Genomic DNA, 21,142 nt, shown 5'->3' with positions numbered 1-21,142 from the left:
AGAATTATAAATAAGATTGAAGCCCACTTGTATAGGCGATCTTGCCTGATTGTGAAACCAATAAGGTCTCTATACCAGGAAGTGATTCAACAGTGTTGAGGATAGAAGTAGGAGAGTCCCCGAACAGGCGGGTAGTCCATATCTCCCCGTCTACGGATCGATCAGATATAATGGTGATACTGGCTAAGTCTGTCTCAACCGGATAGCCTGTCGCGCTATCAAAGATATGGTGAAACGACTGGCCGTCGACTTCTAAATGACGCTCGTAGATGCCAGAGGTGACAACAGATTTATCCTTGACTGAGAGGACCAGTAAGTGATTTCCTCTTTTTTCGACAGGATTTTGAATGCCAATCCGCCAAGGCTGCTGTTTAACGGGGTGTTGACCGACGGTTAGGATATTTCCTCCAAGATCGATCAAGGCATCCTTGATTCCCTTAACTCTCAGATAGGTAGCAATTAAATCTGCGCTATAGCCTTTTGCTAAAGCTCCCAAGTCGATCTTCATTCCAGGACGTTTCAAAAAGACTGTATAGTTTTCTTGGTCTAGTTGAATCTGCTGGGGATCGATCTTTAAAAGCGCTTGTTCGATTTCTTCTGGTGCAGGCCGTCTGGCATCTGAAAATCCGATCCGCCAGGTTTGCACAAGAGGGCCGATAGCAATGTTTAAATGGCTATTTTTAGCTTGACTATGCAAGGTACCTAATGCGATCAGTTCAAAAAGATCTGGATGAACTTGAACAGGAGCAATACCAGCTTGGTGATTGACTTCCATGAGTTCAGACCTTGCATCATTAGCACTGAAGCGATGTTCGAAGGAGCGAAGAAGTTCAAAGCAATGCGCAAGGAGTTCATCCGCTTGTGGGTCACAGATCGAAACGGTGATAGTGGTTCCCATCAGACGTTCGGATCGACTACTTAGGTCCACTAAAAATCTATCCTTTCCAATTTTCACTTACTTACAGTATACCAAATAGAGACCGTTTTCACAATCCTTTCGGACAAATTATTTGACATTTCGTGAAAGCTGTGGAAGGAAGCTTTCAGAAGGTTTGAAGAAAAGATCACAAATATTGAGCAAATATCTTGTAACCGATATCATTTTTATGATATACTCAAGAAGTAAATTTTAATTAAAGGTAGGATTTATTCTATGAGTAAAATCGTTGTTGTAGGGGCAAACCATGCCGGAACAGCTTGTATCAACACTATGTTAGATAATTTTGGAAATGAAAATGAAATTGTGGTTTTTGACCAAAACTCAAACATTTCATTCCTTGGATGTGGGATGGCACTTTGGATCGGTGAGCAAATCGATGGTCCAGAAGGTCTCTTCTACTCTGATAAAGAAAAATTGGAAGCAAAAGGTGCAAAAGTCTACATGAACTCTCCTGTTCTTTCAATTGACTATGACAACAAAGTGGTAACTGCAGAAGTTGATGGAAAAGAACACAAAGAATCTTATGAAAAATTAATCTTTGCGACCGGATCAACACCAATCATTCCTCCAATTAAAGGAGTTGAAATCGTTCCTGGTAACCGCGAATTCAAAGCAACTCTTGAAAATCTTCAATTCGTTAAATTGTACCAAAACGCTGAAGAAGTGATCGAAAAATTGAAAGACAACAGCAAACACTTGAACCGTATCGCCGTAGTTGGTGGTGGTTACATCGGTGTTGAACTTGCTGAAGCTTTCGAACGTCTTGGTAAAGACGTTGTCTTGGTGGATATCGTGGACACTGTCTTGAACGGCTACTATGACAAAGACTTTACAGACATCATGGCGAAAAACTTGGAAGACCACAACATCCGTTTGGCTCTTGGACAAACTGTTCAAGCAGTTGAAGGAGATGGTAAGGTAGAACGTCTTGTAACCGATAAAGAAACCTTCGATGTAGATATGGTCATCTTGGCTGTTGGTTTCCGTCCAAATACAGCTCTTGCAGATGGTAAGATTGAACTCTTCCGCAACGGTGCCTTCCTTGTCGATAAGAAACAAGAAACGTCACTTCCAGGTGTCTACGCAGTTGGTGACTGTGCGACTATCTTCGATAACGCTCGTAACGAAATGAGCTATATCGCTCTTGCGTCTAATGCGGTTCGTTCAGGTATTGTTGGTGCCTACAATGCGACTGGTCATGAATTGGAAGGAATCGGTGTTCAAGGTTCTAACGGTATCTCTATCTACGGCCTTCACATGGTTTCAACTGGTTTGACTCTTGAAAAAGCAAAAGCTGCCGGCTTCAATGCCACTGAAACAGGCTTCAATGACCTTCAAAAACCTGAATTTATTAAACATGATAACTATGAGGTTGGCATCAAGATTGTTTATGACAAAGACACTCGTCAAATCCTTGGAGCTCAAATGGTATCACGTGATAGCGCCATCTCAATGGCCATCCACATGTTCTCACTTGCAATTCAAGAACACGTGACGATTGATAAGTTAGCCTTGACTGACTTGTTCTTCTTGCCACACTTCAACAAACCTTACAACTATATCACAATGGCAGCTTTAACTGCTGAATAATGACTAAATGAAAAACAAAGCTAGCGGTGCTAGTTTTGTTTTTTTTGTCTTTCCAAGTATTCATAGGCAGTGAAATAAGGTATAATGAATAGGATAAGAGTTTGAAGGAGTTAGGGAATGTCTGAAAAAGAAGAAGCCTTTAAAAATGAATTTCGTTTTGCCTCTAGTTCGATTGTGGCACATATTGTCAGAGGTGTTCTGGTTGGGATCGTTGTGGGCTGTGTCGTCTCGAGTTTTCGCTTTTTAATCGAACATATTTTTCATTTTGTTCAAGGCGTCTACAAGGAGATGTCTGGTCAACCACTTTATTTGCTGGCGATGCTGTTGGGGTATGGGGTGATCGTACTGATTGCTGGTCGTCTTATTCACACCAATCGGGATATCAAGGGATCGGGAATTCCGCAAGTCGAAGCAGAGCTCAAGGGTCTTTTGGCGGTGAGCTGGTGGGATACCTTGTGGAAGAAGTATATTTTAGGTGTCTTGGCCATCGGAAGTGGCTTGATGCTTGGTCGTGAAGGTCCTAGTATTCAATTAGGGGCTATGGGTGGAAAAGGAGTAGCCCATCATTTGAAGGTCAGCCCGGTTGAAGAGCGGTCTTTGATTGCAAGTGGAGCTGCTGCTGGCCTTGCGGCCGCCTTTAATGCACCGATAGCAGGGCTTTTATTTGTGGTTGAAGAGGTCTATCATCATTTTTCTCGATTCTTTTGGATTTCGACCTTGGCCGCTAGTCTGACTGCTAATTTTATTTCACTCAATGTCTTTGGTCAAACACCCGTACTTCATATGCCGCAAAATATTCCGCCGCTCCATTTGTCTCAGTACTGGATTTACCTTTTTCTTGGAGTCTTTTTGGGGGCAGCAGGTTATGTCTATGAAGTAGTGGTTCTGAATATCGGTCGATTGTATCGTTTACTTGAGAAGATTTTTCATGTTCCCTCTCATTACTCTTCCTTATTTGCCTTTGTCTCGATTATTCCAATCGGCTATTTCCTTCCACAAATTCTTGGTGGCGGGAACCAATTGGTTTTGGATTTGGCTCGAGTACCGTATCCAGTTCTATCGATCCTTCTCTATTTTACGATCCGGTTTATCTGGAGTATGTTGAGCTATGGTAGTGGTCTACCTGGCGGAATTTTCTTGCCCATTCTAGCTTTAGGATCTCTTTTAGGGGCCATCGTTGGAACTTTCCTCCAAAACATTGGCTTTATCTCTCAAAATCAATTACCTCTCTTCATTATTTTAGGAATGAGTGGGTATTTTGGGGCTATTTCGAAAGCTCCTTTAACCGCTATGATTTTGGTAACAGAGATGGTCGGTGATATTCGTAGTTTAATGCCACTGGGTATGGTCACCTTGCTGGCTTACATGATCATGGATCTCTTCCATGGAGCACCAGTCTATGAAGCCATGCTGGAGCAACTCTTGCCAGATAAGGCGCAAGAAGAAGGAGAGTTGACCTTGATTGAGATTCCTGTATCCGAAAAGATTGCAGGGAAACAAGTTCATGAACTCGAACTTCCCCAAGATATTTTGATTACTACGCAAATGAGAAGTGGTAAGAGCTATACGGTCAATGGTGCGACCCGCTTGTATCTAGGTGATAGCATCTTTGTGGTGGTGAAAGAATCAGAAATTGGACGAGTCAAGGATATTCTTTTGTAAAAGACAGTTTCTTAGAAAAGTCTTTCTATTATTAAATTTTCAGACAATTGTTGAAAAATGAGAAAACTTCTGGTAAAATTAGTCAAGAACAAAAGAGGAGAAGTCTTTCATGAAAAAATATAGTCTACTCTTATTGAGTGTTGCTCTTTTAGCAGGGTGTGCGAATTCTAGTAGCAAACAGTCGAGTCAAAAGACGCAAACCAGCTCAACGGTGCAGTTGTCAAAGGCTGACCAGAAGACCTTGGACAATGCGACAGCTGAATACAAAGACTTTGTTGAAATGCAAATCGACCAATTGCTTAAGGATACAGAAGGTTTCCGAGATACCCTAAAAGCTGGGAATTTGGAAGAAGCTAAAAAACAATATCCCTTGATCCGCATGGCCTATGAACGCTCAGAACCGATTGCTGAAACCTTTGGGGAGTCTGATGTGAAGATTGACTACCGTTTGGTGGACTATGTGGATGAAAATAAATCAGAAGAAGGCTGGTCTGGCTTCCACCGGATTGAGCGCATCATTTGGGAAAACAATACCACAGATGGCACTGACAAATATGCAGACCAACTGGTGAACGATATCAAGGAGTTAAAAGCTAAGATCGCAACCGTTGATGTGACTCCTGATGTGATGCTAACTGGGGCTGTTGATCTGCTAAATGAAGTGGCAACGCAAAAGATCACAGGTGAAGAAGAAGTCTTCTCTCATACAGATCTGTACGACTTCCGTGCCAATATTGAAGGAGCTGAAAAGATTTTCTCTCTCTTTAAACCTTTGATTGAGAAAAAAGATGCCAAGTTGGTTAAAACCTTGGAAGCAGAATTCAAAAATGTCAATGATTTATTGGACAAACACATGACTGATGAAACAAATTACAAGTCTTACACAGATTTGACCAAGGAAGATACCAAGGAATTGGCTGAAGCGGTGACCAAACTTGGTGAACCTTTGTCTCAAATGGGTGTGATTTTAGATGGGAAATAAGAAAAATGGCTGACGAAAAATTTTTAGATAAAAAAATGGACCGTCGTGAATTTCTTAAAAAAGCAGGTATTGGAGGGGCTGGTCTAGCGCTGGGCCTCTCTGGTGCATCTGCTTTTTTCGCTAATCAAGACAGTTCCAGTAAAAAAGCTTATGATGGGGATGAAGACATCTCCTTTTATGGCAAGCACCAAGCAGGGATTACGACGGCCATGCAGAAGGCTTGCTACTTGGTGGTGCTGGATCTTCACACGACGGACAAAAAAGAAGTCATCCAGCTCTTTAAAGACTGGACCGATTATAGTAGTAAATTAGTCGAAGGGCAGTTGGTCAAAAAAGATGGCGCCAATGCCCTCTTGCCGCCAACGGATACAGGTGAAACAGTAGGACTCAACCCCTATCGCTTGAGTCTGACATTTGGTGTCTCTGCTAGCTTTCTCAAGAAATTAGGTTTGGAGTCCAAACGTCCCAAGCTCTTTCGTGATTTGCCTCCATTTCCAAAGGAGCAGTTGCAGGACAAATACACTGGTGGCGATATCGTCATTCAGGCCTGTGCCGACGATGAGCAAGTAGCCTTTCATGCGGTGCGAAATCTCATCCGCAAAGGTCGCAATACCATCACCATGAAGTGGAGCAAGTCCGGTTTTGCGGCGATTGGTGACAGAAAAGAAACGCCGCGTAACCTCTTTGGTTTCAAGGATGGAACAGCAAATGTCACGACGGAGAAGGATTTTGATAAGGTCGTCTGGACAGACAGCAAGGATTGGATGAAGGGTGGTTCCTATATGGCCCTTCGCCTAGTGCAAATGCACTTGGAAACTTGGGACCGAACCAATTTGCAGGAGCAGGAAAATACCTTTGGTCGCTACAAGGAGTCCGGTGCTCCATTTGGTAAAACTAACGAATTTGATGAAGTAGATTTATCTAAACTACCTGTAGATTCACATGTCCGTTTGGCCAAAGAAGTCGATCGACCGATTTTACGGCGGTCTTATTCTTATTCAGATGGTATCAACGAACAGACTGGGCAATTTGATGCCGGCTTGATCTTTATCGCCTTTCAAAAGGATCCGAACAGCTTTGTCAAAATCCAAACCAACTTGGGTGCGGTGGATAAAATGAACGAGTACATCACCCATATCGGAAGTGGACTCTTTGCTTGCTTTGCAGGCGTTGAGAAAGGAGGGTATCTTGGTCAAGCACTCTTTGAATAAACTCTTGATCTTGTTCGGCCTTCTTGCCTTGTTCTGGACTCATCCAGTGGCTGCGGAGTCTTATAGCGATCTCTTTATCAAGATCACAGATGCAACAACAGCTGTACAAAATAAGGACCAGGATAAGGCCAAGGAATTAATTGCTGAGATTCAGGCTGATTTTGGATCCAAAGACCACCATGATTCCAAGGCAGGGAAAAAAGTTAGCCAAGCCCTGGCTATAAAAGGGGAGGTAAGGAAAGAGGACCTCACCAAGATCTCATCTGCCTTGCTGGCTTTTGAAAAAGAGCAAAATCCGGTCGATTTAGAGGCGGAAAAAGACAAACTCGTGAGTCGCCTCGCACCTTACTTTAAGAACCTACAAGAGGCCATTGCAGCTAAGGATCTGGATAAAACCCGTCAAACCTATGCAGATCTCAATAACACCTGGACGCGAAACGAAGCGGTGGTAAGAGATCACAGCACAGCCTACTATGGCAAAATCGAGACGGCCATTTCGCTCTTGCGCAGTAGTATTGAAACAGAGCCTACTGATTTCACCAACATCCAGTCCTCTTATAATGACCTCAAAAACGGGATTGATGCCTTTGTAAAAGGAGAAGCCATTAGCAGTGCCAGTACGGATTTGACGTTGAAAGATGGGATCAAGCTTTTGGAGAAGGCGCAAAGCCAATTCCAATCCGGCGATGATAAATCTGCTGCAGCGACTATGAAGCAGTTCATCACGATCTGGCCAACCATCGAGGGGGATGTTAGCACGACCAATCCCAGTCTCTACACGCGCGTAGAGAGCGAATCCCCAGTCATTATGGTAAAGGGGAAAGAAAAAGCCTATCAAGAGAAATTACAAGCCTTGATCAGGGACCTGTCTGCGATCGATACGACAGCTTCTTACAACGCTTTTGATGCCATGTTGATTCTTCTGCGTGAAGGAGTAGAAGCGCTTTTGATCGTCATGGCGCTTGTGACGACCCTTAAGGCCGCTAAGATGAGGAAAGGCCTCAAATGGGTTTACGGTGGAGCTATTGCTGGTGTTCTTGCCAGTGCAGCGATCGCTCTTGTTTTGCAAGTAGCTTTTCCAGCCGTTACTTCGGGGTCTAACCGGGAAATCATTGAAGGTGGCGTTGGGATTTTCGCTGTAGTCATGATGATTCTCATCGGAATTTGGCTCCACAGCAAGTCCTCTGTCAAACAGTGGAATGCCTTTATGGACCGTCAAATGAAGACCGTAACGGCTACAGGAAGCTTTGTGTCGATGTTTGCTCTCAGTTTCTTAGCAGTCTTTCGTGAAGGGGCTGAGACCATTCTCTTTTATGTCGGAATCATTCCGCGGATTACAACTGCGAATTTCTTACTGGGAATCGGGCTTGCTATAGCTGTTCTCATCATCATTGCAGTGGCCATGACCAAGGCCAGTCAAGCTATCCAACCTCACAGAATCTTTTTCATTCTAACTTGGTTGATATACGCCTTGGCCTTCAAGATGCTCGGTGTCAGCATCCACGCCCTTCAGTTGACCAATATCCTACCTAGCCATTTGGTCAATGGGCTTCCAACCATCGATTGGGCGGGCATCTATCCAAGCTGGGAAGTTCTTCTTCCTCAATGTATCTTTGTGGCCTTGATCGCACTCGTTACGGTGAGACAACATGGCAAAGAGTAGAGCAGATGAAATGACCATTGTTGAACATTTGGTCGAATTTCGAAAACGATTGATCGCTGTGGTCTTGTGTTATATTATCGTCTTTCTGGTGGCTTTTGTATTTGGTGGAGAACTCTATCAAGCCTTGACGGCTAGCCTACATCAAAAACTGCTGGTACTGGGACCGAATGATATTCTCTGGATCTATGTTTCGCTGGCCAATCTTACAGCCTTTAGCCTGACCTTGCCCTTTATTGTCTACCAGATCTGGCAATTTGTAAGGCCGGCTCTGAAGGAGAAGGAGGCGCGTGCAATCTTTGCCTACATCCCAGCTAGCTTTATTTGCTTTGTGCTGGGGCTTGCATTTGGTTATTTCTTTGTCAGCCCAGCGATTTTAGAGGTCTTGATGCGTTTAGGAGAAGGGCTGTTTGATACCCAATTAACAGCACAAAATTATTTAACCTTCTTATGGCATACTACCTTGCCTTTAGGGGTCTTGTTCGAGTTACCAGTTTTGGTCGCTTTTCTGACCTCGATTGGGATCTTGACACCACAGTTTTTAATAACCTACCGACGTTACGCTTACTTTGTCCTGCTGGTCTTAGCCGTCGTGCTAACCCCTGCAGACTTTATCAGTGACTTGGCCATGACACTCCCTTTGATCCTCTTATTTGAAGTCAGTGTCGCCATCAGTAAAGTCATCTATTCAAGAAAAAGGAGAAACTAATGGGAATTTTACGTGATATTGGAGCACCAGGATTGATCATCATCATCCTGGGCGCCCTCTTGATTTTTGGACCAAAACGCCTGCCAGAGTTGGGTCAGTCCATCGGCAAAATGTTTGCTGAATTTAAGACAGCTCTCAACAAAGGCAGTGAAGAAGCAGACCAAGACGCCAAAGAAGCTAAAGAAGAAAAAGAATAATCAGACAATTTTCAAAATTCTATTGAGTTCGATTGCATAAAAAGGTATAATAAGACAAGTACTTGCAATCGACGAAGGAGGAAACCATGATTATTACGATTTTGTCACTCATTTTCTATTTCAGCTATATCGGATTCTTATGCTGGTTAGTCGTAAAAATTGTCGAAAAATTGTTCAATTTCTTATTGAACCGTTAATAAAGTAACAATCCATTTCACCCTGTGTGAGTGGATTTTTTGTATCCAATTCAGTTAGAAAAATTAAAGTAAAGAAGTCTTAACGGTCTCAGATTGAAGATAAAGTCATTTAAAAAACTTTCCTTAAGTGAGTACGGTCGTCAGTGAACTTCGTAGAAGTTCCTTGACTAAATCAAGATACAAAAGGCGTCTGCGGATAAAGTCAAAAGAGGAATTTAGAAAGCAAGTGAAACAACACAACAAAACCATCGTTTTACTGACTGTTTTGTTTATTGCTATGTTTTCCATTTCAATGTTTTTATATCTTTCAACTCCTAGTATCTTCTTGTTGCTAGTGATGGACTATATCGTTTGTTTTTCTTATCTATTTTATAAGAAAGTTAAGCTTAATAGAAATACAGTAATTACAAGATTGTAATATTTTCTGTTATAGCTTTATGTGGCATGGGTATAAATTGATATAACTTTTATTATCTATGGTATAATGAGATAAATTTGGAGTTGTAGAGGTGAGCATTTGGAAGGACATAGACCTGATTTTAGAGATATTAAATCATTTGAAGAATTTAACAGATACTACTGGTATCGAGAAGAGCTTTCACAAATTTGTAAGTACCTTGGATTAGAATACAGATGTACAAAAAAAGAATTAAATCATATTATAGAACAATATTTTAAGGGAAATAGAGTAGAAAAATTTTTGAGGAAAAGAAACAAAAATCAAACCGAAATAATAACCCTAAATACATCATTACTTGAATGTGGGTTTTCCTTTAATCAGAAATTTCGTGATTATTTTTCAGCTGTAACAGGTGTTAATCCGTTTAAGTTTAATGCTGATATGGCAACTGCTTGGAGAAAAGTAAAACGGGACAACAACATAAATTTTACAATCAAAGATATGATTAAAATATACTATGGAGAGTCAGACTACGCCAAGTATGATAATTCAGCTTGCCAATGGAATCAATTTCTAAAAGACTTTTGTGCAGATGAATTTAGCAATCATTACTCCAACAAGTTAAAAGTTGCGGCTATCCTTTGGAATGAAGTTAGAGATTCAAAAAATAAAAAAATTTATTCACGGGGACTTCTAAAAGAATATAGCTACAAAATAGAGGAGTACTGTAAGTAAACAATTTCAAGTTTGTCGAACGGAATATAAAGTAATAAAGACGTTAGGAATAAAAAATCTATCGTCTTTTTCATGCCTATTTTCAATTTATATTGCTATCAATAAATAGGGAAAACTCGCAAGAGTTGCTAACTAGTATTTCAAACGCCTCTCACTAATATATACACGACAAAATGCTAATCTTCCTATATCCTATTTTTCGCAACTCTAGTATATCAGATGAACATGTCTTTTGTGTTGCACTTCATTTTTCAACAGGGCAAATAAAAAGATAGTTGAAAACTATAGAATATTGAAATTACGCTATTTTTAGTCCAACTGAAACTCATACTTTCCAAACCAGACTTAAAAAAAGCTCGTAAAGCATCACAATTTAGTAAAGGTTAATTCGTTACTGGAATTACTTACAAGATCTTAGCACTCTGTTTCTGCAGAGTGCTTTTTTGTTTTATAGAATATAAGAAAATAGAATACGGATATGGTATAATGGAGTAACAAGTATTTCATTAGAGGAAGTGGCCAGATGAAAATTATAGTTGATCGAGATTCAGTTTGTGCCGGAGATGATATTTACAACCATGAGATGACATTCGAGGTGCCAGAAAGCCTCACTGTTGCTGAATTCTTTAACTTCGTGCAGAACCATGGCTTCTTAGCTGCCATTCAAGGAAATGATGTAGCGTGGGGGCTTCAAAATAGCACGGGTAAAATCGGAGAGTATTTTACAAAAACAGGAGAAGTCACGCATTCAGAAATTAACATTAAAGATAAAATTGATGAAGCTGGTGGCAAACCTAATTTCTATGTACGCTATTATAGTAACCCGGAATGGTCAAGAGAAAACAGTAGTAGAGGATAAGCTTGAAGAAGAAAGAGTTTTTAGTCCGAATGAATTTGAAAAACAAATTGCTTAGTTAATAGCACTCCTTCTACGAGATTATAAAATTCATTTTACAATCTCGTAGAAGGGGTCCAGCAACCTGAGGGCGCTATCCTTCAAATTTTTCTCCCAAAATGTGTCCAAAATATTGACAGAATGCCAAGAAGACCTTCAACCTCTGTTAGAGGATTATTTGAGAGCTAATTCAGAATACTGGAAAGAATACCAAGATCAGTTCAGAGAGCTATTTGACAAGGATTTTTATCAAAAACAACGAGAAGAAATAATGTCTACAGGCTATGTGGTTGATAGTCTGAAAGCTAGTCTCTGGTGTCTAGGGACAACAGAGACTTTTGAAGGAGCTGCTTTAAAAGCGGTCAATCTCGGAAATGACACCGATACGATTGGTGGCATCACAGGAAGCTTTGCTGGAGCTCTCTATAAACTGGAAGGTATTCCAGATAAATGGGGACAACAATTGGTGAATAGAGAATTGATCGATGAAAAATGTCAAAAATTGATAGAGTGCCTAGGTCAGTTAGATCTATTTATGAATGTGGAATACTTGCTTTCTCTGCTAGATGATCTAGCAGAGAAAAATTTTTATTAGATATGACATCAGTCAGCTAAACCCTTTTAGCTGTCTTTTTTTGCTAGCGACTCGGTCACTAACTTGCTTGTCAAAGTATAATTCGGTATCATAGATATATAATGCTTGGTAAGTAGCCCTATTGTCAGTTCGGAACAAGTAGATAGGAGAAGAGGAGAAAAACTAGTGGATAAAGACCAATTGATAGAGAAACCAGAAATAAATATTGTTGGGGTTATTGCAAATCATCAGTTTAACTGGTATATTTGTTCAAACGATATGTGGACAATGGATATCGATAAATATATTCAGGCATACCAGGAAGCAGGTCTGAATGTTGATTTCTCCTATTTACCTGAGATTCAACAGAATCTTTATGTGATTACAAAAAGCAATCTTGAGAGCTACTTAGAAATGTATAAAGATGATTGGCTGAAGGTGACGGTTGAAGAATTGATCGAAATGATCAAACGCTCAATAGATTGTGAGGACTTACATTCAGAGATTATTTTTGAAGGAAAAGGTTTACTCCCGGATCTTTTAATCGATTTTGATAAAGAGGAGTTTTATTCAAACCATCTGGGGATGAAAAACTACGAAAGATATGTTCCGAACGGATGGAAGATTTTTTCAGGGAAATTCGATCATTTGATCCCAAAAGAGGAGCAATATTGGATTGAAAAGACTGGCGCTAACCAATGAAGGAATTAATTATAAAATAAAAAGGAAGAGACAAAACACATGCAGTTTTATTTTATTGGTGGCCTAGGTGGTAATAGCTACCATCTGGCTCCACTTATGGATGAGCTAGGCTTTCCTGTGACCTTTCTAGATCCCTATAGGGAAATGATTCGGACAGAAAAAGATCTTCATGCTTGGTTTCAAGGTCAGATCGGCCAGGTGGAAGAGATCTGTTTATTGGGACATTCCTTGGGTGGAGATTTGGCTCGTTATTTGGCTGCCGAGTTTCCTCAGATTCGAGCTTTGATCCTCCTGGATGGGGGTTATCTGGATATGGAAAAGATCCTGCCTCTTGAAGAAGAACTAGAAGGAACGGCGTCTTTCATGCAGCAGCAAGTCTTTGCGACTTTAGAAAAAGCGGTGTTAGCAGAACTTGGTGATGGAGTAGATCCTACGCCTATAGCGCGAAAAGCTGTAGAGGCTAGCTATCGCTGGAATCCAGTGAGTGAACAATATGAATTAAACCTGGATCTCGAAAAGGTCATGGCCATATTGCGTCTACGGCGTCAGATCAAGACTTACCGGATTCCACTGGCGGACCTGCCTGTACTTTTTATTGGACCTCGGTACCAAGAAGAACCTGAATGGAGAAAAGAAGTTCTGAAGCAACTAGATCCCCAGATCAAGCAAGTCTTGCTAGAAGGTTTGGGACACGAACTATATACAGAGGCGCCAGAAATTGTAGCTAGAGAAGTCAACAATTGGCTCCAAAATGTTCATAAATAAAACCTGTTTCTCTGTTTGAAACGGGTTTTTATCTTGTAATTTCCGAACATTGTTTCCTATAAAATCATTCCCGTTGCATTAGGTCCGTATCTTTGGTATAATCTATCAAGGAAACGTCAAGAGACGTAGCGATGCGCTTGCGCATAGGTAGGTCAGTTTTTAGAAAAGAGATTTTTCAATCTATGTTAAATGAATTTCCTATTTTCGACTATGAAGATATTCAGTTGATTCCCAACAAATGTATCATCAATAGCCGGTCAGAAGCAGACACAACCGTCCAATTTGGGAAGCATACCTTCAAGCTTCCAGTTGTTCCAGCTAATATGCAGACGATCCTGGATGAGAATGTGGCAGAGCAGTTGGCGCGTGGTGGTTATTTCTACATCATGCACCGTTTTGATGAAGAGGGTCGGATTCCTTTTGTCAAACGCATGCATGATCAAGGTTTGATCGCTTCCATTTCGGTTGGTGTTAAGGAATACGAATACGACTTTGTGAGTCAATTAAAGGCAGATGCGCCTGAGTACATCACTATTGATATCGCACACGGTCATGCGGATAGTGTCATTCGGATGATTCAACACATCAAGAAAGAATTGCCAGATACCTTTGTCATTGCCGGAAATGTTGGAACACCTGAAGCTGTTCGTGAATTGGAAAATGCGGGAGCTGATGCGACTAAGGTCGGAATCGGCCCTGGTAAGGTTTGTATCACCAAAGTGAAGACTGGATTTGGTACAGGTGGTTGGCAATTAGCTGCTCTTCGCTGGTGCTCAAAAGCAGCGCGTAAGCCAATCATTGCGGACGGTGGTATTCGGACCCATGGCGATATTGCCAAATCGATTCGTTTCGGGGCATCTATGGTCATGATCGGTTCTCTCTTTGCAGGACATATTGAAAGTCCTGGTAAAACAGTAGAGATTGATGGAGAGTCTTTCAAAGAGTACTATGGATCTGCTTCAGAGTACCAAAAAGGTGCATATAAGAACGTCGAAGGTAAGAAGATTTTATTGCCTGCCAAGGGTCATTTGCAAGATACCTTGACAGAAATGGAACAAGATTTGCAAAGTTCGATCTCGTATGCAGGAGGCCGAAAATTAGCAGATTTGAAACATGTTGACTATGTGATCGTTAAGAATTCTATCTGGAATGGCGATGCACACTAATTGAATTACTTATTTATTTCACGAATGGGCGTGATGTTTCTACAAGGTGCCGGAACACCTAACAATAAGTAAGTCGGGATTATTTCTCTTTTTAGAGAGATTTCAAGGCTTGCTTAGCAGGCCTTTTTGTGTTTTATGAATGAAGTAGAGGATTTTTAAAAAAGTAGGAGGAAGTATGAAATTACTTGAAGAACGCATCTTAAAAGATGGTAACGTTTTAGGTGAGAATATCCTCAAGGTGGACTCCTTTTTGACCCACCAAGTGGATTTCAAACTCATGAAAGAAATTGGCCAGACCTTTGCGGACCGGTTCAAAGATGCGGGTATTACCAAAGTCGTCACCATTGAAGCGTCTGGGATCGCGCCAGCCCTTTATGTAGCGGAAGCACTTGATATCCCTATGATTTTTGCGAAGAAAGCGAAAAACATCACCATGAATGAGGGGATTTTGACCGCTGAGGTTTATTCCTTTACCAAGCAAGTCACTAGTACGGTGTCAATTGCTGGTAAATTCTTGGATCCAGCGGATAAGGTTTTGATCATTGATGATTTCCTTGCAAATGGCCAAGCAGCTAAGGGCTTGATTCAGATCATCAAACAAGCTGGTGCTCAAGTGGAAGCCGTTGGGATCGTCATTGAAAAATCCTTCCAAGATGGACGGGGATTATTAGAAGAGTTGGGATATCCAGTTGTATCCCTCGCGCGTTTGGACCGTTTTGAAAATGGTCAGGTTGTATTTAAGGAGGCAGACATCTAATGCAAAAACAAGAAAGCCATTCACAGGCCGCTGTTCTAGGCTTGCAACATTTATTAGCCATGTATTCGGGATCAATTTTGGTGCCGATCATGATCGCGGGAGCTTTGGGCTACAATGCTCATCAGCTAACCTACCTCATCTCTACAGATATCTTCATGTGTGGGGTAGCGACCTTCCTGCAAGTCCAGCTCAATAAATACTTTGGGATCGGTCTTCCGGTAGTCCTTGGGGTTGCCTTCCAGTCTGTGGCACCTCTCAGCATGATCGGGGCTAGCCATGGTAGTGGGGCCATGTTTGGCGCCTTGATTGTTTCAGGGATTTACGTTGTTCTGGTCTCAGGATTCTTCTCGAAAATCGCCAACCTCTTCCCATCCATTGTGACGGGATCTGTCATTACGACCATTGGTTTGACCTTGATTCCGGTAGCGATTGGGAACATGGGGAATAACGCAGCCAAACCAACGGTGCAAAGTCTGATTTTAGCCGTGATCACCATTCTCATCATTCTGGTGGTCAATATCTATACGACTGGCTTTATCAAGTCTATCTCTATCTTGATTGGATTGATTGTAGGAACTGCTATTGCGGCTTCTATGGGCTTGGTGGATTTCACACCTGTATCGCAAGCACCAGTCGTTCACGTTCCAACACCTTTCTTCTTTGGAGCACCTAAGTTTGAAATTACTTCAATCTTAATGATGTGTATCATCGCGACGGTTTCTATGGTGGAATCAACAGGTGTTTATCTTGCACTTTCAGATATTACCAAAGATCCGATTGATAGCACGCGCCTCCGTAATGGCTACCGCGCTGAAGGGTTGGCTGTTCTTCTCGGTGGTATCTTCAATACCTTCCCTTACACTGGATTCTCACAAAACGTTGGTTTAGTGAAATTGTCTGGTATCAAGACTCGTCTTCCAATCTATTATGCAGCTGGTTTCCTTGTTCTACTCGGTCTCCTTCCTAAGTTTGGAGCTTTAGCACAAATTATCCCAAGCCCTGTTCTTGGTGGAGCGATGCTAGTCATGTTTGGTTTCGTATCTATTCAGGGGATGCAAATCCTTGCGCGTGTTGATTTCGAACACAATGAGCACAATTTCCTCATCGCAGCTGTATCGATTGCAGCAGGGGTTGGCTTGAATAACAGTACCCTCTTTAATGGCCTTCCAACAGGATTCCAAATGTTCTTTGCAAACGGAATTGTAGTTGCAAGTGTCTTAGCGATCGTTCTCAATGCGATTTTAAACCGCAATAAATAATTATCTCAAATTTACCGGAGGTCCTTGGATCTTCGGTTTTTTTGACTTTTAAGGAGACATATAGTAGAGTGGAAGAGGAGAAAATCTTATTTGATGAGAAGAGAGTTAGAATCATGTATTTAACCTATCACTTTAAAGAACGCTTGCGCTTGTTTTTGAGTCTGTTTTTGCCAATTTTGATCTACCAATTGGCCAATTATTCCGCCAGCTTTGTCGATACAGCCATGACCGGTCAGTACCGGACCCTTGATTTGGCTGGGGTGTCTACAGCTACCAGTCTGTGGAATCCTTTTTTTACTTTCCTGACCGGGATTGTCTCTGCTCTGACACCGATTGTCGGGCATCACTTAGGCAAGGGAAATAAAGAACGGATTGCTGGCGATTTTTACCAATTCCTCTATATGTCATTTGCTATGGCCATACTCTTAATAGGCTTTGTCTGGGGGATTGCGCCCATGATTCTCAAGCAGATCGGCTTAGAAAATGTTGTTGCTCAAATAGCCATTCGCTACTTATATTTCCTTTCTCTAGGAATCTTACCCTTGTTGCTCTTTAGTATCGTGAGGACCTTCCTTGATACGTTGGGAATGACGCGTTTATCGATGTACTTGATGCTCTTGCTCTTGCCTTTGAATGCTTGTTTTAACTATATCCTGATCTATGGGGCTTTTGGTTTTCCTGAGATGGGAGGAGCGGGAGCAGGTCTTGGAACCTCTCTGGCCTACTGGGTCTTGCTGGCTATTGCAGTTTTGATCTTGTGCAAGCACCCTAAGGTAGCATCTTTCCAATTGTGGAAGCCGCAACCTTATGATTTTAAAGGAATGAAAGAAGTATTGCGCCTTGGGCTTCCAATCGGTGGAATTGTTTTTGCAGAAGTCATCATCTTCTCGCTGGTTGGCCTTTTGATGGCAAAATTCCCATCACTCACCATCGCTAGTCACCAATCGGCCATGAATTTTTCTACCCTGATGTATGCTTTCCCAGTCAGTATCTCAAGCACCATGGCTATTATTGTATCTTACGAACTAGGAGCAGGAAGACCAGAAGTGGTCAAACAATATTGCCGTTTGGGACGGCTGACAGCCTTTGGCTTTGCGATTGTCACCCTCGTCTTTCTTTATACATTCCGCTTTCAATTGGCGGGGCTATACGGCAAGGATCCAGTCTTTGTGCAGCAAACTGCTATTTTTATGACCTATAGTCTCTTTTTCCAAGTAGCTGATACCTTTGCGGCACCCCTTCAAGGGATTTTGCGGGGCTATAAGGATACAACCGTTCCTTTCTTATTAGGAGTCTTTAGTTATTGGTGTATCTCTATCCCACTAGGGATTTTCCTTGACCATGTGACCACCCTTGGTCCCTATGCCTATTGGATTGGTCTTATTTCTAGCCTTGTTGTGAGTGGTATTTGCTACCAACTTCGGCTCTGGCAGATCGAAAAAAAGCAAACAAACTAAAGTCTGGGAAACCAGGCTTTTTATGTATCGTAAATAGTATAAATTTTCTGAAAGTTCTTGACAATTGATGTCAAAGTGGTAAGATTAGGAGGTAGAAATGAAGAACTAGAAGGAGAACAAGATGAGAAGTGATATGATCAAAATGGGGATCGACCGGGCACCAGCGCGTGGTCTCCTCTATGCAACAGGGCAAGTAAAATCAGCAAAGGATATGCAAAAGCCCTTTATTGCAATTTGTAACTCCTATATTGATATCGTTCCAGGGCATGTTCACCTGCGTGAATTAGCAGATATTGCTAAGGAAGCTATTCGCGAGGCTGGCGGTATTCCTTTTGAGTTTAATACCATTGGTGTGGATGATGGGATTGCCATGGGGCATATTGGGATGCGTTACAGTCTTCCATCTCGTGAATTGATTGCCGATTCTGCAGAAACAGTTATTAATGCCCACTGGTTTGACGGGGTTTTCTACATTCCTAACTGTGATAAGATTACACCAGGGATGATTTTGGCGGCCATGCGTACTAATGTGCCAGCTGTATTTTGTTCTGGTGGACCTATGAAGGGTGGCGTTGACATGACGGGGCATCAAGCGACTCTCTCCAGTTTGTTTGAAGCAGTAGGGACTTATCAGGCTGGTGATATGAGCATGGATGAGCTGGATTTCCTGGAAAAAAATGCTTGTCCAACTTGTGGCTCTTGTTCTGGTATGTTTACCGCCAACTCCATGAACTGTTTGATGGAAGTATTAGGCCTTGCTCTTCCAGGAAATGGTACTATCCCAGCTGTTTCAGATGAACGCCGTGAATTGGTTCGCCAAGCAACCAAACAATTGGTGGAGAATATTAAAAAGGATATCCGTCCACGGGATATTGTGACCAAAGAAGCTATCGATGATGCTTTTGCGCTTGATATGGCCATGGGTGGTTCAACCAATACTGTTCTCCATACGCTTGCGATTGCGCGAGAGGCAGGGATTGACTATGATCTCAAAGATATCAACGAAATTGCCAAGAAGACACCTTATCTCTCTAAAATTGCACCTTCAAGTGTCTACACTATGCATGATGTGCACGAAGCTGGTGGTGTTCCAGCCATTATCAATCAGTTGATCAAAAAAGGTGCTATTAAGGGTGATCGTATTACAGTTACTGGTAAAACCTTGAAAGAAAACGTAGCTGGTGCGGAAATCAAAAATGAAGAAATTATCCATCCAATTGAGCATCCTATCTCAACAGTTGGTGGTTTGTCTATCCTTTACGGAAATATTGCTCAAGATGGAGCGGTTATCAAGGTCGGTGGCGTCGATCCGTCTGTGACCACTTTCCGCGGTAAGGCTATTTGTTGCGATTCACAAGATCAAGCCCTTGAGTTGATTGACAATGGAACAGTCAAGAAGGGACATGTCGTTGTCATTCGTTACGAAGGTCCTCAGGGTGGTCCTGGTATGCCAGAAATGTTGGCGCCAACTTCTAAGATTGTCGGACGCGGTCTTGGTAAGGATGTGGCTCTCATTACGGATGGTCGTTTCTCAGGAGCTACTCGTGGGATTGCGATTGGTCACGTTTCTCCAGAAGCAGCAGAAGGTGGAAATATCGCCTTAATTGAAGATGGGGATGACATCGTGATTGACCTTCCAAATCGTACCCTTTATTTGCTTGTCGATGATGCAACGCTTGAAGAACGCCGTAAACACTTGAAACCTTTCAAATCTAAGATTTCAAGTGGATGGTTGCGCCGTTACACTGCTTTTGCTAAATCAGCTAATGTCGGTGGAACTCTGATGAGTGATGAAGAATTCGAAGAACGTAAAGCAGAACGACAAGCACAAGAAAAATAAGAAAAAACCTTTCCTGCTATGTTTTATCACAAGCAAGAAAGGTTTTTTTAGTGGAAATATTATTTGGTGCGCATTTCACCTTGAGGGAAGTAGGTTCCTTCAGGCATATCATTAATGATTATGTGAACAGCTGACTGAGGAGCGCCAGTATTACGGACAACAACCTCCGTTACTTCTTTAGCGAGGGCTTTCTTTTGTTCCAAAGTGCGTCCTTCAAATAGATCAATTCGTACAAATGGCATAGGGCCACCTCCTAAATTTTTTATAGGACTATTTTATCACATTTTGGGATACAAAGGTCAGCAAAATTATGGTAAAATGATAATGAAACACATTTTAGAGAGAACAGAAGGAAAATGGCACAATTATATTATAAATATGGGACCATGAACTCTGGTAAAACCATTGAGATTTTGAAGGTGGCTCATAATTATGAAGAGCAAGGTAAGAGCGTCGTCATCATGACCTCAGCAATCGATACGCGTGATGGATTTGGAGTGGTTTCTAGCCGGATCGGTATGAAACGGGAAGCCGTTGCGATCGAAGACGAAACCGATATCTTTGGCTTTATTAAAAACCAAGCAATCAAACCTTACTGTGTCTTAATCGATGAAGCTCAGTTTTTGAAACGCCACCATGTCTATGATCTGGCAAGAGTCGTTGATGAACTGGATGTGCCGGTGATGGCTTTTGGTCTCAAAAATGATTTTCGAAATGACCTCTTTGAGGGCTCTAAACACCTCCTCTTGTTAGCGGACAAGATCGAGGAAATCAAAACCATCTGCCAATACTGTTCCCGCAAGGCGACCATGGTCTTGCGTACCCAATCGGGCAAACCTGTCTACGATGGAGAGCAGATCCAGATCGGTGGACACGAGACCTATATCTCGGTTTGCCGCAAGCATTATTTTAATCCGGACATACCAACTGAAAGCGTCTAGAACGTTTTAGAGAGGATAATAATGTCTATTTGTTTAAAAGATGTTACAATAGAGAATTATTTTGACGTTTTAAATCTAGAAGTTCATCCAAACCAAAGGAATTTTATTGCATCCAATTCCATTAGTTTAGCCGAAGCCTATGTATATGATAAAAATGGTGATTTTATAGCTCCCTTAGCAGTTTATGATAAGGAAGTATTAGTTGGTTTTGTTATGATTGCCTATGACCGGAAAATTGGGATCAGTAAGGGGAACTACTTGTTATTTCGTTTTATGATTGATAAACGATTTCAAGGTTTAGGCTATTTTAAACCGACTATGGAGGCTGTCATTGACTTTGTTCGAACAGAGCCAGCTGGAAAAGCAACAAGTCTTTGGTTATCTTATGAACCGGAAAATAATCAAGCGAGATCTTGCTATCTCCATTATGGATTTAAAGAAACTGGCCAAGTCATAGAAGACGAAATTGTAGCAATCTATGATCTAACAACCTAGAATTAAGG

General features: G+C 41.7%; 21 protein-coding genes and 1 riboswitch. Of the genes, 19 read left to right on the top strand and 2 right to left on the bottom strand.

What is annotated here, in order from left to right:
• Positions 1 to 4: 4 nt before the first annotated feature.
• On the bottom strand, positions 5 to 928 hold the full coding sequence (locus K1I56_RS01005; RefSeq protein WP_223324731.1) for an FAD:protein FMN transferase: 924 nt from the start codon (positions 926 to 928) through the stop codon (positions 5 to 7).
• A gap of 225 nt (positions 929 to 1,153) precedes the next feature.
• On the opposite strand from K1I56_RS01005, the gene nox reads away from it, so the two are divergent.
• The 17 genes from nox (at position 1,154) to ilvD (ending at position 19,698) form a co-directional block, all read left to right on the top strand.
• Positions 1,154 to 2,530, top strand: a complete 1,377-nt coding sequence (gene nox, locus K1I56_RS01000; protein WP_003001563.1) for a H2O-forming NADH oxidase — start codon at positions 1,154 to 1,156, stop codon at positions 2,528 to 2,530.
• A 117-nt stretch (positions 2,531 to 2,647) separates the two neighbouring features.
• Positions 2,648 to 4,192, top strand: a complete 1,545-nt coding sequence (locus K1I56_RS00995; protein ID WP_223324730.1) for a ClC family H(+)/Cl(-) exchange transporter — start codon at positions 2,648 to 2,650, stop codon at positions 4,190 to 4,192.
• A 109-nt stretch (positions 4,193 to 4,301) separates the two neighbouring features.
• Positions 4,302 to 5,174: an iron uptake system protein EfeO gene (gene efeO, locus K1I56_RS00990; RefSeq protein ID WP_223324729.1), complete on the top strand. Its 873-nt coding sequence runs from the start codon at positions 4,302 to 4,304 to the stop codon at positions 5,172 to 5,174.
• Positions 5,175 to 5,179: 5 nt separating this feature from the next.
• A complete protein-coding gene (efeB, locus tag K1I56_RS00985) occupies positions 5,180 to 6,385 on the top strand; it encodes an iron uptake transporter deferrochelatase/peroxidase subunit (RefSeq protein ID WP_223324728.1) in 1,206 nt (401 codons plus the stop codon).
• Positions 6,363 to 8,048, top strand: a complete 1,686-nt coding sequence (locus K1I56_RS00980) for an FTR1 family iron permease (RefSeq protein ID WP_223324727.1) — start codon at positions 6,363 to 6,365, stop codon at positions 8,046 to 8,048. The genes efeB and K1I56_RS00980 overlap by 23 nt, the downstream gene beginning before the upstream one ends.
• Entirely contained in the window at positions 8,035 to 8,754 is a 720-nt protein-coding gene (tatC, locus tag K1I56_RS00975; RefSeq protein WP_223324726.1) for a twin-arginine translocase subunit TatC, read from the top strand. Before K1I56_RS00980 ends, tatC begins: the two co-directional genes overlap by 14 nt.
• Positions 8,754 to 8,951 carry a Sec-independent protein translocase subunit TatA/TatB gene (locus K1I56_RS00970; RefSeq protein WP_021153173.1) on the top strand — a complete coding sequence of 66 codons (198 nt, stop codon included), beginning with the start codon at positions 8,754 to 8,756 and terminating at the stop codon, positions 8,949 to 8,951. The genes tatC and K1I56_RS00970 overlap by 1 nt, the downstream gene beginning before the upstream one ends.
• Positions 8,952 to 9,665: 714 nt before the next feature.
• The gene (locus tag K1I56_RS00965) at positions 9,666 to 10,283 is read left to right on the top strand and encodes an SAP domain-containing protein (RefSeq protein WP_024055493.1); all 618 of its coding nucleotides are present in this window, start codon (positions 9,666 to 9,668) and stop codon (positions 10,281 to 10,283) included.
• Between the two features lie 523 nt (positions 10,284 to 10,806).
• Positions 10,807 to 11,142 carry a hypothetical protein gene (locus K1I56_RS00960; protein ID WP_021153175.1) on the top strand — a complete coding sequence of 112 codons (336 nt, stop codon included), beginning with the start codon at positions 10,807 to 10,809 and terminating at the stop codon, positions 11,140 to 11,142.
• 157 nt (positions 11,143 to 11,299) lie between these two features.
• Positions 11,300 to 11,773: an ADP-ribosylglycohydrolase family protein gene (locus tag K1I56_RS00955; protein ID WP_223324725.1), complete on the top strand. Its 474-nt coding sequence runs from the start codon at positions 11,300 to 11,302 to the stop codon at positions 11,771 to 11,773.
• A gap of 165 nt (positions 11,774 to 11,938) precedes the next feature.
• On the top strand, positions 11,939 to 12,454 hold the full coding sequence (locus K1I56_RS00950; protein ID WP_223324724.1) for a hypothetical protein: 516 nt from the start codon (positions 11,939 to 11,941) through the stop codon (positions 12,452 to 12,454).
• Between the two features lie 39 nt (positions 12,455 to 12,493).
• The gene (locus K1I56_RS00945) at positions 12,494 to 13,219 is read left to right on the top strand and encodes an alpha/beta fold hydrolase (protein ID WP_223324723.1); all 726 of its coding nucleotides are present in this window, start codon (positions 12,494 to 12,496) and stop codon (positions 13,217 to 13,219) included.
• Between the two features lie 182 nt (positions 13,220 to 13,401).
• On the top strand, positions 13,402 to 14,385 hold the full coding sequence (guaC, locus tag K1I56_RS00940; protein ID WP_061591079.1) for a GMP reductase: 984 nt from the start codon (positions 13,402 to 13,404) through the stop codon (positions 14,383 to 14,385).
• Positions 14,375 to 14,470, top strand: a riboswitch (purine riboswitch). Its footprint overlaps the gene before it by 11 nt.
• 90 nt (positions 14,471 to 14,560) lie before the next feature.
• Positions 14,561 to 15,142, top strand: coding sequence for a xanthine phosphoribosyltransferase (locus tag K1I56_RS00935; RefSeq protein ID WP_223324722.1), 582 nt, complete (start codon positions 14,561 to 14,563; stop codon positions 15,140 to 15,142).
• A complete protein-coding gene (locus K1I56_RS00930) occupies positions 15,142 to 16,401 on the top strand; it encodes a nucleobase:cation symporter-2 family protein (RefSeq protein WP_049474930.1) in 1,260 nt (419 codons plus the stop codon). Before K1I56_RS00935 ends, K1I56_RS00930 begins: the two co-directional genes overlap by 1 nt.
• A 113-nt stretch (positions 16,402 to 16,514) precedes the next feature.
• Positions 16,515 to 17,858 carry an MATE family efflux transporter gene (locus K1I56_RS00925; protein WP_223324721.1) on the top strand — a complete coding sequence of 448 codons (1,344 nt, stop codon included), beginning with the start codon at positions 16,515 to 16,517 and terminating at the stop codon, positions 17,856 to 17,858.
• Between the two features lie 121 nt (positions 17,859 to 17,979).
• Positions 17,980 to 19,698, top strand: coding sequence for a dihydroxy-acid dehydratase (ilvD, locus tag K1I56_RS00920; protein WP_223324720.1), 1,719 nt, complete (start codon positions 17,980 to 17,982; stop codon positions 19,696 to 19,698).
• A 59-nt stretch (positions 19,699 to 19,757) separates the two neighbouring features.
• Here the strand turns inward: ilvD and K1I56_RS00915 are convergent, their stop codons facing one another.
• A complete protein-coding gene (locus K1I56_RS00915) occupies positions 19,758 to 19,940 on the bottom strand; it encodes a 4-oxalocrotonate tautomerase (RefSeq protein ID WP_223324719.1) in 183 nt (60 codons plus the stop codon).
• A 114-nt stretch (positions 19,941 to 20,054) separates the two neighbouring features.
• On the opposite strand from K1I56_RS00915, the gene K1I56_RS00910 reads away from it, so the two are divergent.
• Together K1I56_RS00910 and K1I56_RS00905 are read left to right on the top strand one after the other, a co-directional pair.
• Positions 20,055 to 20,639: a thymidine kinase gene (locus tag K1I56_RS00910; RefSeq protein WP_223324718.1), complete on the top strand. Its 585-nt coding sequence runs from the start codon at positions 20,055 to 20,057 to the stop codon at positions 20,637 to 20,639.
• 21 nt (positions 20,640 to 20,660) lie between these two features.
• Positions 20,661 to 21,134 (top strand): GNAT family N-acetyltransferase, encoded by a 474-nt coding sequence (locus tag K1I56_RS00905; RefSeq protein ID WP_223324717.1) that lies wholly within the window; start codon positions 20,661 to 20,663, stop codon positions 21,132 to 21,134.
• The last annotated feature ends 8 nt before the right edge of the window (positions 21,135 to 21,142 follow it).

Source organism: Streptococcus parasanguinis (assembly GCF_019929185.1).
Taxonomy (GTDB): Bacteria; Bacillota; Bacilli; order Lactobacillales; family Streptococcaceae; genus Streptococcus; species Streptococcus parasanguinis_O.
Note: the sequence above shows the minus strand (reverse complement) of the source record. Positions and strands in the feature narration are given on the sequence as shown.

Bases quoted from the DNA above. Each gene is read 5' to 3' on its own strand.
- K1I56_RS00995 (WP_223324730.1), top strand. From the start codon at position 2,648: ATGTCTGAAAAAGAAGAAGCCTTTAAAAATGAATTTCGTTTTGCCTCT.
- K1I56_RS00960 (WP_021153175.1), top strand. From the start codon at position 10,807: ATGAAAATTATAGTTGATCGAGATTCAGTTTGTGCCGGAGATGATATT.
- K1I56_RS00925 (WP_223324721.1), top strand. From the start codon at position 16,515: ATGTATTTAACCTATCACTTTAAAGAACGCTTGCGCTTGTTTTTGAGT.
- efeB (WP_223324728.1), top strand. From the start codon at position 5,180: ATGGCTGACGAAAAATTTTTAGATAAAAAAATGGACCGTCGTGAATTT.
- efeO (WP_223324729.1), top strand. From the start codon at position 4,302: ATGAAAAAATATAGTCTACTCTTATTGAGTGTTGCTCTTTTAGCAGGG.
- K1I56_RS00915 (WP_223324719.1), bottom strand. From the start codon at position 19,940: ATGCCATTTGTACGAATTGATCTATTTGAAGGACGCACTTTGGAACAA.
- tatC (WP_223324726.1), top strand. From the start codon at position 8,035: ATGGCAAAGAGTAGAGCAGATGAAATGACCATTGTTGAACATTTGGTC.
- ilvD (WP_223324720.1), top strand. From the start codon at position 17,980: ATGAGAAGTGATATGATCAAAATGGGGATCGACCGGGCACCAGCGCGT.
- guaC (WP_061591079.1), top strand. From the start codon at position 13,402: ATGTTAAATGAATTTCCTATTTTCGACTATGAAGATATTCAGTTGATT.
- K1I56_RS00930 (WP_049474930.1), top strand. From the start codon at position 15,142: ATGCAAAAACAAGAAAGCCATTCACAGGCCGCTGTTCTAGGCTTGCAA.
- K1I56_RS00935 (WP_223324722.1), top strand. From the start codon at position 14,561: ATGAAATTACTTGAAGAACGCATCTTAAAAGATGGTAACGTTTTAGGT.
- K1I56_RS00970 (WP_021153173.1), top strand. From the start codon at position 8,754: ATGGGAATTTTACGTGATATTGGAGCACCAGGATTGATCATCATCATC.
- K1I56_RS00945 (WP_223324723.1), top strand. From the start codon at position 12,494: ATGCAGTTTTATTTTATTGGTGGCCTAGGTGGTAATAGCTACCATCTG.
- K1I56_RS00905 (WP_223324717.1), top strand. From the start codon at position 20,661: ATGTCTATTTGTTTAAAAGATGTTACAATAGAGAATTATTTTGACGTT.
- nox (WP_003001563.1), top strand. From the start codon at position 1,154: ATGAGTAAAATCGTTGTTGTAGGGGCAAACCATGCCGGAACAGCTTGT.
- K1I56_RS00910 (WP_223324718.1), top strand. From the start codon at position 20,055: ATGGCACAATTATATTATAAATATGGGACCATGAACTCTGGTAAAACC.